The organism is Streptomyces sp. CBMA152 (assembly GCF_014596475.1).
In the GTDB taxonomy this organism is placed as follows: domain Bacteria; phylum Actinomycetota; class Actinomycetes; order Streptomycetales; family Streptomycetaceae; genus Streptomyces.
Genome location: NZ_MECJ01000028.1, coordinates 293755 through 306971 on the forward strand (window position 1 = coordinate 293755; position 13217 = coordinate 306971).

General features: G+C 69.4%; 15 protein-coding genes. 10 read left to right on the forward strand and 5 right to left on the reverse strand.

Going from position 1 to position 13217, the window contains the following annotated elements:
* Positions 1-42: 42 nt before the first annotated feature.
* From BG418_RS24825 to ilvA, 3 genes are all read right to left on the reverse strand, one after another.
* Positions 43-894, reverse strand: coding sequence for an ABC transporter permease (locus tag BG418_RS24825; RefSeq protein ID WP_188276191.1), 852 nt, complete (start codon positions 892-894; stop codon positions 43-45).
* Positions 891-1913, reverse strand: coding sequence for an ATP-binding cassette domain-containing protein (locus BG418_RS24830; protein ID WP_188276192.1), 1023 nt, complete (start codon positions 1911-1913; stop codon positions 891-893). The genes BG418_RS24825 and BG418_RS24830 overlap by 4 nt, the downstream gene beginning before the upstream one ends.
* A gap of 146 nt (positions 1914-2059) precedes the next feature.
* Entirely contained in the window at positions 2060-3289 is a 1230-nt protein-coding gene (gene ilvA / locus BG418_RS24835; protein WP_188276193.1) for a threonine ammonia-lyase, read from the reverse strand.
* A 155-nt stretch (positions 3290-3444) separates the two neighbouring features.
* On the opposite strand from ilvA, the gene BG418_RS24840 reads away from it, so the two are divergent.
* The 3 genes from BG418_RS24840 to BG418_RS24850 are packed head-to-tail and all read left to right on the forward strand — an operon-like array spanning position 3445 to position 4722.
* The gene (locus tag BG418_RS24840; RefSeq protein ID WP_188276194.1) at positions 3445-3948 is read left to right on the forward strand and encodes a MarR family winged helix-turn-helix transcriptional regulator; all 504 of its coding nucleotides are present in this window, start codon (positions 3445-3447) and stop codon (positions 3946-3948) included.
* Positions 3949-3979: 31 nt separating this feature from the next.
* Positions 3980-4474 carry a sigma factor-like helix-turn-helix DNA-binding protein gene (locus tag BG418_RS24845; RefSeq protein ID WP_188276195.1) on the forward strand — a complete coding sequence of 165 codons (495 nt, stop codon included), beginning with the start codon at positions 3980-3982 and terminating at the stop codon, positions 4472-4474.
* Positions 4471-4722: a hypothetical protein gene (locus tag BG418_RS24850; RefSeq protein ID WP_188276196.1), complete on the forward strand. Its 252-nt coding sequence runs from the start codon at positions 4471-4473 to the stop codon at positions 4720-4722. The genes BG418_RS24845 and BG418_RS24850 overlap by 4 nt, the downstream gene beginning before the upstream one ends.
* A 64-nt stretch (positions 4723-4786) precedes the next feature.
* Here the strand turns inward: BG418_RS24850 and BG418_RS24855 are convergent, their stop codons facing one another.
* On the reverse strand, positions 4787-5941 hold the full coding sequence (locus BG418_RS24855) for a cystathionine gamma-synthase (RefSeq protein WP_188276197.1): 1155 nt from the start codon (positions 5939-5941) through the stop codon (positions 4787-4789).
* A 221-nt stretch (positions 5942-6162) separates the two neighbouring features.
* On the opposite strand from BG418_RS24855, the gene BG418_RS24860 reads away from it, so the two are divergent.
* Together BG418_RS24860 and msrA are read left to right on the forward strand one after the other, a co-directional pair.
* Entirely contained in the window at positions 6163-7269 is a 1107-nt protein-coding gene (locus BG418_RS24860) for a hypothetical protein (protein ID WP_188276198.1), read from the forward strand.
* A 105-nt stretch (positions 7270-7374) separates the two neighbouring features.
* Entirely contained in the window at positions 7375-8082 is a 708-nt protein-coding gene (msrA, locus tag BG418_RS24865; RefSeq protein ID WP_188276199.1) for a peptide-methionine (S)-S-oxide reductase MsrA, read from the forward strand.
* Positions 8083-8175: 93 nt separating this feature from the next.
* Here msrA and BG418_RS24870 read toward each other — a convergent pair whose 3' ends face one another.
* Positions 8176-9528 carry a tetratricopeptide repeat protein gene (locus tag BG418_RS24870; protein WP_188276200.1) on the reverse strand — a complete coding sequence of 451 codons (1353 nt, stop codon included), beginning with the start codon at positions 9526-9528 and terminating at the stop codon, positions 8176-8178.
* Between the two features lie 270 nt (positions 9529-9798).
* On the opposite strand from BG418_RS24870, the gene BG418_RS24875 reads away from it, so the two are divergent.
* The 5 genes from BG418_RS24875 to BG418_RS24895 all read left to right on the forward strand — a co-directional run bounded on the left by BG418_RS24875 (position 9799) and on the right by BG418_RS24895 (position 13053).
* Positions 9799-10281, forward strand: a complete 483-nt coding sequence (locus tag BG418_RS24875) for an ATP-binding protein (protein ID WP_223185353.1) — start codon at positions 9799-9801, stop codon at positions 10279-10281.
* Between the two features lie 459 nt (positions 10282-10740).
* On the forward strand, positions 10741-11238 hold the full coding sequence (locus BG418_RS24880; RefSeq protein ID WP_188276202.1) for an SRPBCC family protein: 498 nt from the start codon (positions 10741-10743) through the stop codon (positions 11236-11238).
* A 258-nt stretch (positions 11239-11496) separates the two neighbouring features.
* Entirely contained in the window at positions 11497-11712 is a 216-nt protein-coding gene (locus BG418_RS24885; protein ID WP_188276203.1) for a hypothetical protein, read from the forward strand.
* Entirely contained in the window at positions 11696-12223 is a 528-nt protein-coding gene (locus BG418_RS24890; RefSeq protein WP_188276204.1) for a DUF6879 family protein, read from the forward strand. Before BG418_RS24885 ends, BG418_RS24890 begins: the two co-directional genes overlap by 17 nt.
* Positions 12220-13053 (forward strand): Scr1 family TA system antitoxin-like transcriptional regulator, encoded by an 834-nt coding sequence (locus BG418_RS24895; protein WP_188276205.1) that lies wholly within the window; start codon positions 12220-12222, stop codon positions 13051-13053. The genes BG418_RS24890 and BG418_RS24895 overlap by 4 nt, the downstream gene beginning before the upstream one ends.
* Positions 13054-13217 lie beyond the last annotated feature (164 nt).

Here is a 13217-nt window from a genome sequence, read left to right on the forward strand (position 1 = left end):
CCCACCGGTCCGCACCCGAACATCAACGCATCCAGCGACGCGTCACGCAGTGGCAGACCGATACTTACGCACCGCAAGCGTCCGGAACAGCACGATGATCACCACAGACCACAGCAGCGACGCGTACACGGGGTGCTGCATCGGCCAGGCGCCCGACTGTGAAACGCCAGGGTTGCCGAAGAGGTCGCGGCAGGCCTGGACGGTGGCGCTGAACGGGTTCCACTCGGCGATGTGGCGCAGCCAGGGGGTCATCTGGCCGGAGTCCACGAACGCGTTCGAGATGAAGGTGACCGGGAACAGCCAGATCAGCCCGCCCGACGTGGCCGCCTCGGGCGTCCGCACTGTGAGCCCGATCAGCGCGCCGATCCACGAGAACGCGTACCCCAGCAGAAGCAGCAGCGCGAACGCGCCGAGCGCCTTCGGTATGCCGTGGTGGATCCGCCAGCCGACCAGGAAGGCAACGACGGCGAGCACCACGACGGTCAGCGCCGTCTGCACCAGGTCGGCCAGCGTACGGCCGGTGAGGACCGCACCACGGGCCATGGGCAGCGACCGGAACCGGTCGATGAGCCCCTTGTGCATGTCGTCGGCGATGCCCGCGCCCGCGCCCGCCGTGGCGAACGTGACGGTCTGGGCGAAGATGCCTGCCATCAGGAAGTTCCGGTACACATCGGCGCTAGTGGAGCCGCCGATGTTCATCGATCCGCCGAAGACGTAGCTGAACAGCACCACGAACATGATCGGCTGGATCAGCCCGAAGATGATCATCTCCGGGATGCGCATCATCCGTATGAGGTTGCGCTTGGCGACGACCAGCGAATCGTTGATCGACTGGACGACGCCGCCGCGCGGCTGCGGAGCGACGAGGCGCGGGGCATCGATGACGGCGGTCACGAGGAGACCTCCTGCTCGGTCGGGTTCTTGCCGCGCTTACGGGACTTGGGGTCCTGCGCCTCGCCGTTCTCCTCCCTGAGCTCGGCCGCGTGGCCGGTCAGGGAGATGAACACGTCGTCGAGCGTGGGGCGGCGCAGCCCGATGTCGTCGATCTCCACACCCCGGTTGTCGAGCTCGCGGATGACCTCGGCCAGCAGCTTGGCGCCGCCGCTGACCGGGACCGTGAGCTTGCGGGTGTGCTCGGCGACGGTGACCTCGCCCTTGCCGAACCCGGCGAGCACGGCCCGGGCCGGGCCCAGCTCGTCGTGCTCGTGCACCACGACCTCGACGCGCTCGCCGCCGGTGCGGGCCTTGAGCTGGTCGGCGGTGCCGCGCTCGATGACACGGCCGTGGTCGACGACGCAGATGTCGTGCGCGAGGTGGTCGGCCTCCTCCAGGTACTGCGTGGTGAGCAGCAACGTGGTGCCGCCCGCGACGAGTTCCTGGATGACCTCCCACAGCTGCTGCCGGTTGCGCGGGTCCAGGCCCGTCGTCGGCTCGTCCATGAACATCACGGGCGGTGACACGACCAGGGCCGCGGCGAGGTCGAGCCGACGGCGCATACCGCCGGAGTACGTCTTGGCGGGGCGGTCGGCCGCGTCGGCGAGGTTGAACTTCTCCAGGAGCTCGCCCGCCCGGACCTTCGCCTCCTTGGACTTCATCTGGTAGAGCTGGCCGACCATTTGGAGGTTCTCGCGGCCGGTCAGATACTCGTCGACCGCCGCGAACTGGCCGGACAGGCCGATCGCGCGGCGCACCTCGTTGGGGTGCTTCAGCACGTCGATGCCCGCGACCGTGGCCCGGCCGCTGTCGGGCTGGAGCAGGGTGGTGAGCACGCGCACGGTGGTGGTCTTGCCGGCGCCGTTGGGGCCGAGCAGGCCCAGGACCGTGCCCTCGGGGACATCGAGGTCCACGCCGTCCAGAGCCTTTACGTCGCCGAACGTCTTCACCAGGCCTTCGGCATAGATGGCGCCTGGCATGAGGTACCCCCAGAGTTGGGTGTCGTTTGTACACAAATCCTAGATTTGCCGGACATGGAGTGCCCGGTGGAGCTGTGGCGCAGGACACAGGCTAACGCGATGTATCGCGTTTTCTCAAGGGGTTTTCGGCGGCCTCGGCGCGGGCGTCAGGAGATGATCTGGTAGCCCGCCTCCCGCAGCGCCGCCGAGACCTCCAGGCAGTGCTCCGGCCCCTTCGTCTCCAGGTGCAACTCCACCTCCACTTCCGTGAGTCCGAGCCGCGGGTCGGTCCGTACGTGGCCCACATCAAGGACGTTAGCGTCGACCACTGACAACGCCCTGAGAAGCTCGGCGAGCACCCCCGGCCGGTCCATGATCCGCACCCGCAGGCTCAGATAGCGCCCGGCCGCCGCCATCCCGTGCCGCAGGATCCGCTGCAGAAGGACCGGGTCCACATTGCCGCCCGACAGCACCGCCACCACCGGCCCCCGGAACCGCCCCGGATCGCTCAGCAGCGCCGCCACCGGGCTGGCGCCCGCGGGCTCCACGACCAGCTTGGCCCGCTCCAGGCAGAGCAGCAGCGCCGAGGACAGATCGTCCTCGGAGACCGTGACGATGTCGTCCACCAACTCCCTGATCAGCGCGAACGGCACGTCCCCGGGCCGGCCCACCTTGATCCCGTCGGCCATCGTCGGCGCCGGGTCGATCGCCACCGGGTGCCCGGCCGCGAGCGAGGGCGGATACGAGGCGGACGCCGCCGCCTGCACGCCGATCACCTTCACATCGGGGCGGACCGCCTTCACCGCGACCGCGATGCCCGCCGCGAGCCCGCCGCCGCCGATCCCGACGACGATCGTGCGTACCTCCGGGCACTGCTCCAGGATCTCCAGGCCGACCGTGCCCTGGCCCGCGATGATGTCCGGGTGGTCGAAGGGGTGGATGAAGACGGCGCCCGTCTCGCGCGCGTACTCCTCGGCGGCCTCAAGGGTCTCGTCGACGACGGCGCCGTGCAGCACCACCTCCGCGCCGTACTCGCGGGTCGCGGCGACCTTCGGCAGGGGCGCGCCGACCGGCATGAACACGGTGGAGCGCACGCCCAGGAGCGAGGAGGCGAGGGCCACGCCCTGTGCGTGGTTGCCCGCGCTCGCGGCCACCACCCCGGCCGCCCGCTCCTCCGGCCGCAGCCCGGCGATGCGTACGTAGGCGCCGCGCAGCTTGAACGAACCGGTGCGCTGAAGGTTCTCGCACTTGAGGTGGACCGGGGCGCCGACCAGCTGCGTCAGGTGCCGCGACCCCTCCATCGCGGTCATCCGCGCGACGCCCGCGAGCATCTTCTGCGCGCCTCTGATGTCATCGAGGATGAGGGGACGCAAGGGGCCAGGCGTGCTGAAGCTCATGACGTCAAGTCTCGCAGCTCATCGGCCCCGGGGCCGCTGCGGACCGGATCCGCCGGGCAGTTGTCCACAGCTTTGCGCAGGGCCGGTACGCGTACGGGTCGGGCCGCGTACTCTGTCCCCCACCACACCGACCGCCGCACGAGAGAGCCCCGGCCATGCCCACTACTCAGGACATGACTTCCCATCTCGACCCAGGTCTCCTCGATGCCCTCCAGCACCAGGTGGCCATCTTCGCGCGCCGCGCGGAGCAGACCCGTCTCGGCGGCGTCGGCCAGGTCCGCAACTCGATGGACCGCGCCGCCTATCTGCTGCTCAACAGGCTTGACCAGGAAGGCCCGATGGGCGTCAAGGCGCTCGCCGCGGGCATGGGCATCGACTCCTCGACCGTCACCCGCCAGGTCGCGCCGCTCGTCGACACGGGCCTGGTGAAGCGGACTTCGCACCCGGAGGACGGCCGCGCCGTCGTCCTGCAGCTCTCCCCGCGCGGCCAGGCCCGCCTCGAAGAGGTGCGCTCCTCGCGGCGCGAGCTGATGGCGCGGGTGACCGACGGGTGGACCGAGGACGAACGCGAGTCCTTCTGCACCCTCCTGACCCGCTTCAACTCAGCTCTCTCGGCCCGCCAGTCGGCGACCCAGGAACCGGCGGCGCCGACCTCTTGACCTGCTGCGCGCGCTGCCTTCAGATGAGGCCATGCGCGCGCGCCAGGCGGAACTGCGGCGCCGCAGCACCCGCGAGTTCGAGGCGTTCGTGGCGGGCGCGGGCGGCAGGCTGCTGCATGCCGCCACCCTGCTCACCGCCGAGCCCCCCGAGCACAACGAACGGGCCCGCCGCCTGCTGACGGCCGCCCTCGCCCGCACGTACGCGCGCTGGGACCCGCTGCGCGGCGACGACCCGTACGTCCGCACCCGCCAGGAGCTGGCCGCCAGGTTCGCCGCCACGGCCTGGCGCCACCATCTGCACCACGACCGCTCGGCGGGTGTCCTGGCCCCGCTCACCCCGCAGGAGCGGCTGATCCTGGTGCTGCGGCTGTACGAAGGGGTCGCGGAGGAGCAGGTCGCCGCGCTGATCGGGCTGCCGGTGGACCGGGTCCGGGTGATCTGCACGCGCGCGATCGCGACGATGCGCAGCACCCCGACGGGTGCCCGGCAACCGCGCCCGAGGGCGACGGCGGAGGGGGTGTCATGAGCCTGCCCGACCGCAAGGAGGCGGAGGTCCGCCGCCTCCTGGAGGGCCCGCATCCGCCGGTCCCGGCCGAACTCGCCACACAGGCGGCCGAGTTGGGGCTACGGATGCTGCGCCGCCGACAGGCCGCGCGGCGGCTGATGTGGCTGGTGATCCTTGCGGCGACGGTCGCCTTCACGGTGTGGGCGGCGCGGGTCCACCCGTGGACGGCGCCGCCGTCGACGGTGGCGCCACCGGTGGACGGCTTCTGAGCCGCATACGTAGTGAGGGTCCTGGGGCCGTCGACCCCAGGACCCCTACGGGGTCATGAAGGGATCAGCCCAGCGCCTGCTGGAGGTCGGCCAGCAGGTCGTCGACGTTCTCGATGCCCACCGAAAGACGCACCAGGTCACCCGGCACCTCAAGCGCGGACCCGGCGACGCTGGCGTGCGTCATCCGGCCCGGGTGCTCGATCAGCGACTCGACGCCGCCCAGGGACTCGCCGAGCGTGAAGACCTTGGTGCGGGCGCACAGGTCGACCGCCTCCTGCTCGCCGCCCGTGACCCGGAAGGAGATCATGCCGCCGAAGGCGCGCATCTGCTTGGCCGCGATCTCGTGGCCGGGGTGCTCGGGCAGCCCCGGGTAGAGGACGTGCGACACCTTCGGGTGGCGGGTCAGCATCTCCGCGATCTTCCCGGCGTTCTCGCTGTGCCGGTCCATACGGACCGGCAGCGTCTTGATGCCGCGCAGCACCAGCCAGGAGTCGAACGGCCCGGCGACCGCGCCCATCGCGTTCTGGTGGTACGCCAACTCCTCGCCCAGCTCGGCCGAGTTGGTGACCAGGGCGCCGCCGACGACGTCCGAGTGGCCCCCCATGTACTTCGTCAGCGAGTGCACGACGACGTCCGCGCCGAGCGCGAGCGGCTGCTGGAGGTAGGGGCTCGCGAAGGTGTTGTCGACGACCAGCTTCGCGCCGACGTCCTTGGCGACCGCCGCGACCGCCGCGATGTCGGTGATGCCGAGCAGCGGGTTCGAGGGCGTCTCGACCCAGATGACCTTCGTACGGTCGTTGACGGCGGCCCGTACGGCCGCCGGGTCGGAGGTGTCGGCGACCGACCACTCCACGCCCCACCGGGAGACGACCTTGGCGAAGAGGCGGAAGGTGCCGCCGTACGCGTCGTTGGGGATGACGACGTGGTCGCCGGGGACCAGCAGCGTTCGCAGCAGGCAGTCCTCGGCCGCCAGGCCCGACGCGAAGGCGAGCCCGCGGACACCGCCCTCCAGGGCGGCCAGGTTCTCTTCCAGGGCCGTACGGGTCGGGTTGGCGCTGCGGCTGTACTCGTAACCGCCGCGCAGCCCGCCCACGCCGTCCTGCTTGTAGGTGGAGACCTGGTAGATCGGGGGTACGACCGCACCGGTCAGCGGATCCGCGGTGTTTCCGGCATGGATCGCGATGGTCTCGAAGCTCTTGTCGAGGTGCTCGTGGCTCATGAGGCCAGAGCCTAGTTCGCCCGGTGGCGACATTGGGGGCGGTCACCGGGTGATGAGACACGGGGCGGCGGGGGGTGAGACGGGGCGGGGGCGAACCGGCCCGGAGCAGGGCGTCGGTGGGGCCGGGTCCGACGCGGGTCGGCCGTGCGGGTCGGGCCGGGTTATCCACAGGGCGGGGCGCGGGTTGGCCAGATGTCCGTGGGGTCTGGTTCGCTTGAGGCATGGAGATTCTCTGGATCCTGATCGCCGCGTGCATGCTGAGCATGGCCCTCGGCCCATGGATGATGCGCCGCCGCCGGGCCGGCATCCAGCTGGCCGAGCCGGGCGCGCCCGACGCGGCGGACCCTCAGGCGTACGGCTTCGCGCGCCAGGAGGAGCTGGACGTGCGGCTGCCGGGCCCGGACCAGGACCTCCTGGACGTACTGGACGTGGTGCAGCAGACGCAGGAGTGGCGGGCCGCGGCGCAGCTGCTCGCGGGCACGCCCAAGGAGGGCGAGGTGCGCTGGCAGCGCGTCCAGGCGTTCGCGGGCGCGGCGTCGCTCGAACTGGCGCAGCGCCCCGGCGTGGGCGGCGCGTGGCTGCGCAAGTGGCGCTCGGAGGCGCCCAAGGACGCGGGCGCGGCGCAGGTGCACGCGGAGTTCCTTGTGCAGCAGGCGTGGCGGTCGTCGTCGGCCGGCAAGGACGACTTCCGGATCATCCTGGAGGAGGCGCGCACGGTCTGCGCCGAGGCCGCGCTGCTGGCCCCGGGCGACCCGGTCCCGTACATCACTGAGCTGGCGGTGGCCCGCGGACTGGCGTACCCGCACGCGGAGTTCGAGCAGCTGTGGGCCAAGGTGATCGACCGCGCGCCGCAGCACATGGGGGCGCATCTGTCGGCCCTGCACTACTGGTGCGAGAAGTGGCACGGCTCGCGCGAGCTGGCGGACGAGTTCGCGACGTCGGCGGCGGCGCGGGCCCCGCGCGGCTCGCTGCTGTCCGCGCTGCCGCTGTTCGCGGTGTACGAGCACATGGACGACATCGTCATGGTCAGCGACTTCCACCGCACGGCGGTGGTGAGCCGCGCGATGGAGGGCGCGCTGCACGCGGTCCACGTGGCCCGCCCCGACGACCCGGTCCTGGCCCACGTACGCCACCTGCTCGCCTTCTTCCTGGTCGGCGCCCAGCGCTGGTCCGAGTCGATGGACCAGTTCGTCCACCTCGACGGCTACGTCGGCGCGCTCCCGTGGACCCTGTCCGAGGACCCGGCGGAGCAGTACGCGATATACCGCGCGCTGGCGGTGGCGGGGTACGAGGCGAACGGCGGGAACCCGGCGACGCTGCCGAGGTAGCGGTGGCCGGAATCCCTCGCACTCCCGAAACGTTGAACGGGTTGCACCCGACGGAACCGAACTGACTGCGCCCGACCCGACTCTCCTGGCGGAGGAGCCCCCGCGATGTTCCTGAACAGCCGTACGCCCGTACTCCCCACCCCCGAGCAGGCCCTCAAGGGCCGCCCGGAGCCCGAATTCACGGTTCCGTCCCGCCACACGGTCCTCGGCAACCCGCTGCTCGGCCCGTACCCCGAGGGCCTGGAGGTGGCGGACTTCGGCCTGGGCTGCTTCTGGGGCGCCGAGCGCAAGTTCTGGCAGACGGAAGGCGTGTGGACGACCCTGGTCGGCTACCAGGGCGGCTACACCGTGAACCCGGCGTACGAGGAGGTCTGCTCGGGCCTGACGGGCCACACGGAGGCGGTCCGCGTGGTCTTCGACCCCAAGATCGTCTCGTACGCGACCCTCGTGAAGCTCTTCTGGGAATCCCACAACCCGACCCAGGGCTTCCGCCAGGGCAACGACGTGGGCACCCAGTACCGCTCCGCGATCTACACCCACACCCCGGAGCAGGCCACGGTGGCGGAGGCGTCCCGCGAGGCGTACCAGCAGGTCCTGACGGCGGCGGGCCACCGGACGATCACCACGGAGATCCTCCCGGCACAGGGCCGCACGTTCTACCCGGCGGAGCCGTACCACCAGCAGTACCTCGACAAGAACCCGGACGGGTACTGCGGCATAGGCGGCACGGGGGTCAAGCTGAGCGACCCGTTCGAGACGAACTGGGGGGCGTCCTGCCCGACAGGTATCGCGCCTGCTCCGAACGAGGAGTGACCTCCCGGAGGGACGGCCCGCTCTCGTCGGCACCGTTGGAACCGCAGCTCCATTCCCTGGCGGAGTGGGGCCGGGGTCACGAGCAGGCCGGGTTCAGAACGGAAGCTCGGGCGTGATCGCGCCTCGCGTGATGCTCAGGACCCGTTCGTGGAAGTCGCGCGTGGCGATCTCGCGGGGGAAGCGGGCGCGTAGTTCCTCGTCCAGCTCGTTGGCGACTAAAAGCAGGGACGGCAGAGACTTCCGGTCGGCATCAAGGGCTTCGGTGCCCATGCCGACGGCTTCTTCTATCTCGCCGGTTCGGGCGGCGGCGACTCCGAGGGTCAGGCGGGCCTCCGCTGCACGCATGGGAGAGATCTCGGTGCCGTCCGGGCCCGTGCTGATTCGGATCACCGACCGGGCGTGGGTGGCGGCGCGCTCGTCGTCTCCGAGCAGACGGTACGCGTCCATTTCGTAGAAGTCCCACTTGTCCGGGTCGATGATGAAGTGGTGTTCGGGGTGCTCAGGGCGGGGCAGGCGGTCGAGCCTCGCGCGCCCGGCGTCCAGGGAGTCGCGGACCAGTCGATGGTTTCCCATGCGGGCGGCGGCGCGGGCCTTGTGCGCGTACAGCTGCACGCCGACGGAGTGCGCCTGGTCAGCGATGTGCCCGGCCTCGACCGCGTCGAGCATGTCCTGCCACCGGTTCTGGGTGAGGGCGAACCATGCCTCGATCTCCCACGCCCATGCCTTGATCTCGCCGTGTCCGGCCTCGTCACCTATCCGGAGTGCTGCGGCCTTGCTGAGGTTGGCGGCCTCCCGCTGGCCCCGGTCGTACTGGACGCAGGCGTTCAGCAGGAACAGCCACCCGGCATCGACCAGCAGTTCCCGGTGCTGGCGCAGTGTCATCCGGCTCTCAAGCTGCCTGGTGACGTACTGCAAGCCGTTCCGGGTGCGCTGGTGCAGGTAGTCGGCATCGGCGTACGGGTAGGCGCGGGCCAGTTGGTCGATGCCCAGCTCGATCGACTCCAGCGCCGCACTGTTGATGCTGGACATCTCTGTCCGCCGCAGTAGCTCGGCGATGTCCCAGAGGCCCGCACCCCCCTCCGCGAGCAACGTGCTCGGGTCCTCCGGCTGGGACGTGTTCGCCCGCTGCTCCAGCTCCCACGGGCGTGGGGAGAACCCAGCGAGGCGGCCGGGGATACGTAGCCCGTCGACCACTTCAAGGATCTTGCGGTACTGGGTGATCCGGGGCCGGACGCCTTTGCCTTCGGTTTCGTCCTTGGCCATCTTGCCGATGTGCTCGCGCTTGTAGCCGACGGCTTCGGCGATCTTGGCGTAGCTGATCTTGCCGTGCAGCCGGGCGAGTCTGAAGACCTCGCCGAAGTCGTGGTTGGCGATCGCTGAACGGACGTCGGCACGTTCCAGCACATGCGGCGGGAGCGCTGCTGGCGTCGGAGCAACTCCGGTCATCTCACTTCCCCGTCGTGATTGACCTGACAACTCTTCGGTGTGCGTGTCGCGAGTGTACCCACGAGGGGGGTCCCCAAGAGGGGGGAGCGACGGCGGGTACAGGGGGTGCATCCTCGGCCCACCCTGCCGGGAACGTCCCGGCAGACGTGACCGAGGGCGGTCGATCGTGTCATGGAATCCGGAAAGATCGTGCGCGGCTTACTCCCGGCATCCGCGGTGGGAGTTGTCGGGCAGGCCGGGGTAGCCGCAACGGACCGTTTCCGTGCGCTCATGCTCTTCGCGGATGCGGAGGACACCCCGCAGGCTGCACGGCGTATGGCTGTCGGGACACTCATGAACTGGGACCTCGGCCGCCTGGCAGAAGACGTGGAGCTGTGCGTCTCGGAATTGGTCAGCAACGTGGTGCTCCATGTGACCACTGGTCGTGACCCGATGGAGCCCGGACACCGTCCCGTCGTCACGCTCACCCTGCGGTCCTGGCCGCGATGGCTGTTCGTGGAGGTGGCCGACGAAGATACCGACCCGCCGACGCTGCCGCTCGGTGACGGCTTCGGCCCGGATCTGGCCGAGGACCTGCCCGAAGCACTGTTGCCCGATCACGGGCGGGGGCTGCACATCGTGCGCACCCTGGCCGATGGCTTGTGGTGGGCGCCTGATGACGGCGGGGGTAAGAGCGTGCTTTGTCGCTTCGACCTTGACCGAGGCTCCGGCGGAGCGCCGTCTACGACTGCTGGTGGGAGGCGGTCGGCGTGAGGACGCGGGCGGTCTGGCGCTACGCAGACTGGGTACTGAGGCCGGACTCCTCCGGGAGCGGGCCGATCTACGCGGCGGAGTGCACGACCTGCGGGGACGCCTCAGACGGCGCGGAGGACACGGCGGCGCCGGAGATCTGGAGCCTCCGACACGCAGGGCGGACGGGCCACACGGGCTTTCGGAACATCATCACCAGCTTCTCGCGGGCCTCCCTGGTGGAGGGACCATGCTGATGCCACCCGTACCTGTCCCGCAGAGCTGGATCGCGTACGACAACCTCATACGAGACTCACGCTGGCCCGCCGAATCCGGCGGGCACCAGCCCCGACCTGCGGGGACGTCTCAGGGACGTCGGATGGCAAGGGGTGCAGCCCGCAGGAGCGTGGGCTCACCGACCTGAGTATGGCGGGGCGGCGGCCGGGCGCGCATGATCGGAGGAGAGGCACGCGGAGGTGCGCGATGACGCTGTCGGAGATCACGGAGAGCGTTCACGTGGATGCCGCTCCGGACGAGGTGTGGACGCTCGTGGCGGACGTGCGGCGGCACCCGGAGTTCGCCGGGCCCAAGAGCATCACCAAGGGCATCGAGTTCGACGGGCCGCTGGAGATCGGGGCGCGGTGGGTGGCGCACGAGAGGTTCGGGCCGTCGAGGTTCGACGCCCCGTCGGAGGTCACGGCGGTGGACCGCGGGCATGACTTCGGCTGGGTCTCGTTCCTTCCGATGAAGGAGGAGAACCGGGGCTCGGGCGGCCGTGCGTACTGGGACTACCACCTGGAACCCGAGAACGGCGGCACCCGGCTGTCCCACCACATGCGGGTGGAGGAACCGGCCAGGGGCGCACTGCCGATGAAGGCGATGTACAAGGTGCTGAACCTCCCGAAGAAGCAGCGCGCGGCCATTCTCACGACACTGGGGAACGTCAAGGAGGCCGCGGAACACCACAGCGGCGGAGGGTAGCGAGGTACAGCGGAGCTGAACGCACGGACGGCGACGTTCACTTCACATGGGGGGGTGTCCGGAGGTCGTGCCGGCCCGCCCGTCGGCCCGGCTCAGGTTCCAGCCGTTGAGGCGTCGACGGTCGATGTCCTCTGTCCCGGGGGCACCGGGTTTATGCGAGGACGTGCATAGTCGCGTGTATGCATGGACGGCCGCGCGCGACCTCCGTACCGTCGGCCTCACCGGCTCCAACCGGGGCCTCGCAGCAGGGGGTTTCGCATGGCCGAGCGTGCAGGGCTGACCCGCCTCACCGGCACGGGCAACGGGAACGGGGAGTGCGGCGAGGACGACTGCCCCCATGTGTACGCCACCGATCGTGGGTCGTTCGTCGTCCAGGGCGTTGTGTTCGGCGACTTCACTCCGCCTCAAGGGGAAGGGCTCGTCGAGATCCCGGAATCGGTGCTGCGGGAGGCAGTTCGTGCTCTTGGATGGTGACGAGTGGCGCGCAAAGCTCCGGGAGTTCCAGAGGGAAGCTTGGCGGCTGGAAACCCTGCCGCAGTATCTGGTCCCCCAGGAGTCCGCGGAGTTCGAAGCGTTCAAGAACGGCGCGCAGGTCGATCCCCGTTCGTACTCGTCTCCATATACGGAGGACTTGAAACGGTTGCGCAACGAGGGCAAGCAAAAGGGACGGGTCCATCTTCTCAGTCAGCCACTCTCGGACTACCTGCGCTTCGAGTTCTCCCGCTACTACACACCTCACTCTCTCGCCGGTGAGGACATCAGAATTCTGGACGTCACGGGCCGCAAGAATCCACTCCCGAAAGTCCCGGATTTCTGGATGTTCGACCGCTCCACGGTCGTCCTCATGCACTACGAGACCGACGGAACACAGATCGGCCGCGAGCTGTACGAGGGCGACGTCGCGCCGTTCATCGCGTATCAGCACATCGCGATATCCGAATCCGTGCCATTTCCGGAGTACGTGACTGGAGTACGTGAAGGGTGACGTTCGACCCTGAGCGGCTCGGTCGTTCCTCTCAGGAGCTGGCCGCGAAACTCCGCTCGCTGCGCAAGCAAGCCGGTCTCTCGGGGGATCGGCTTGCGGCGCGTTGCAACATGTCCCAGTCGAAGGTGAGCCGTATCGAGAACGGGAAGGTACGCCCTTCCCTGGTCGACATCGAGCAGATCCTGAAGGCTCTCGATGCGCCGCCCGACCTGGTCGCGGAGGTCTCCGCGCTGGCCCGGATCGCCAACACCGAGTGGCGCAACCTGCGGGATCTGCGGCGAAAGGGACTGGGCACCCGGCAGTCGGAGCTGAAGGCGCTCGAAGCTTCCTCGACCGAGATCCGCTTCTTCCTGCTCTCCATGGTCACAGGACTGCTGGCGACGCCCGAATACGTCCGGGCCAGTCTTGCCCACTCCACGGCGGATACGCGCAAGGCCGTCGCCGGGAAGCTGGAGCGACAGGCTGTCCTGTACGACACCTCCAAGACGTTTCGGTTCCTCCTCACCGAGCAAGCCGTCAGATGGCCCGTCGTCAGCCCCCTCGCTCTCGCCGAACAGATGGACCGCCTGTCGTCTCTCACATACCTGCCGAATGTGCGGCTCGGCGTGATTCCCGTGGGAGCGTCCACACCGACAGTCCCCTTGAATACGTTCACTGTTTACGACTCGTCATTGGCGACGGTCGAGACGTCGACAGGGAGCCTGGTGCTGCGTGACCACCAGGATATTCGCAGCTACCTCGCCGACTTCTCCGGATACGAGAGGTGCGCGCTCTTCGGATACGAAGCGAGAGGGAAGCTGTCCGAGTGGGCAGCTGTTTGCCGTTCCTGATCTTTAGTCGACAGCGCGACTGAATGCGCGTCCTGCCTGTTTTCCGGGCGACGATTGCTCGCGACGTGAGCAACCGCCCAGGGAGGCGTAGAGCGTGAGAAACACGAGGACGACAATGGACAGCCCAGTCAATCTGTCCCTGCCGTGCAATCCGCCCGAGCCGG

Excerpts from the sequence above, each read along its gene's own strand:
- BG418_RS24855 (WP_188276197.1), bottom strand. The coding sequence starts at position 5,941 with ATGAGCCACGAGCACCTCGACAAGAGCTTCGAGACCATCGCGATCCAT.
- BG418_RS24875 (WP_223185353.1), top strand. The coding sequence starts at position 9,799 with ATGCTCTTCGCGGATGCGGAGGACACCCCGCAGGCTGCACGGCGTATG.
- BG418_RS24870 (WP_188276200.1), bottom strand. The coding sequence starts at position 9,528 with ATGACCGGAGTTGCTCCGACGCCAGCAGCGCTCCCGCCGCATGTGCTG.
- msrA (WP_188276199.1), top strand. The coding sequence starts at position 7,375 with ATGTTCCTGAACAGCCGTACGCCCGTACTCCCCACCCCCGAGCAGGCC.
- BG418_RS24885 (WP_188276203.1), top strand. The coding sequence starts at position 11,497 with ATGGCCGAGCGTGCAGGGCTGACCCGCCTCACCGGCACGGGCAACGGG.
- BG418_RS24840 (WP_188276194.1), top strand. The coding sequence starts at position 3,445 with ATGCCCACTACTCAGGACATGACTTCCCATCTCGACCCAGGTCTCCTC.
- ilvA (WP_188276193.1), bottom strand. The coding sequence starts at position 3,289 with ATGAGCTTCAGCACGCCTGGCCCCTTGCGTCCCCTCATCCTCGATGAC.
- BG418_RS24850 (WP_188276196.1), top strand. The coding sequence starts at position 4,471 with ATGAGCCTGCCCGACCGCAAGGAGGCGGAGGTCCGCCGCCTCCTGGAG.
- BG418_RS24880 (WP_188276202.1), top strand. The coding sequence starts at position 10,741 with ATGACGCTGTCGGAGATCACGGAGAGCGTTCACGTGGATGCCGCTCCG.
- BG418_RS24860 (WP_188276198.1), top strand. The coding sequence starts at position 6,163 with ATGGAGATTCTCTGGATCCTGATCGCCGCGTGCATGCTGAGCATGGCC.
- BG418_RS24845 (WP_188276195.1), top strand. The coding sequence starts at position 3,980 with ATGCGCGCGCGCCAGGCGGAACTGCGGCGCCGCAGCACCCGCGAGTTC.
- BG418_RS24830 (WP_188276192.1), bottom strand. The coding sequence starts at position 1,913 with ATGCCAGGCGCCATCTATGCCGAAGGCCTGGTGAAGACGTTCGGCGAC.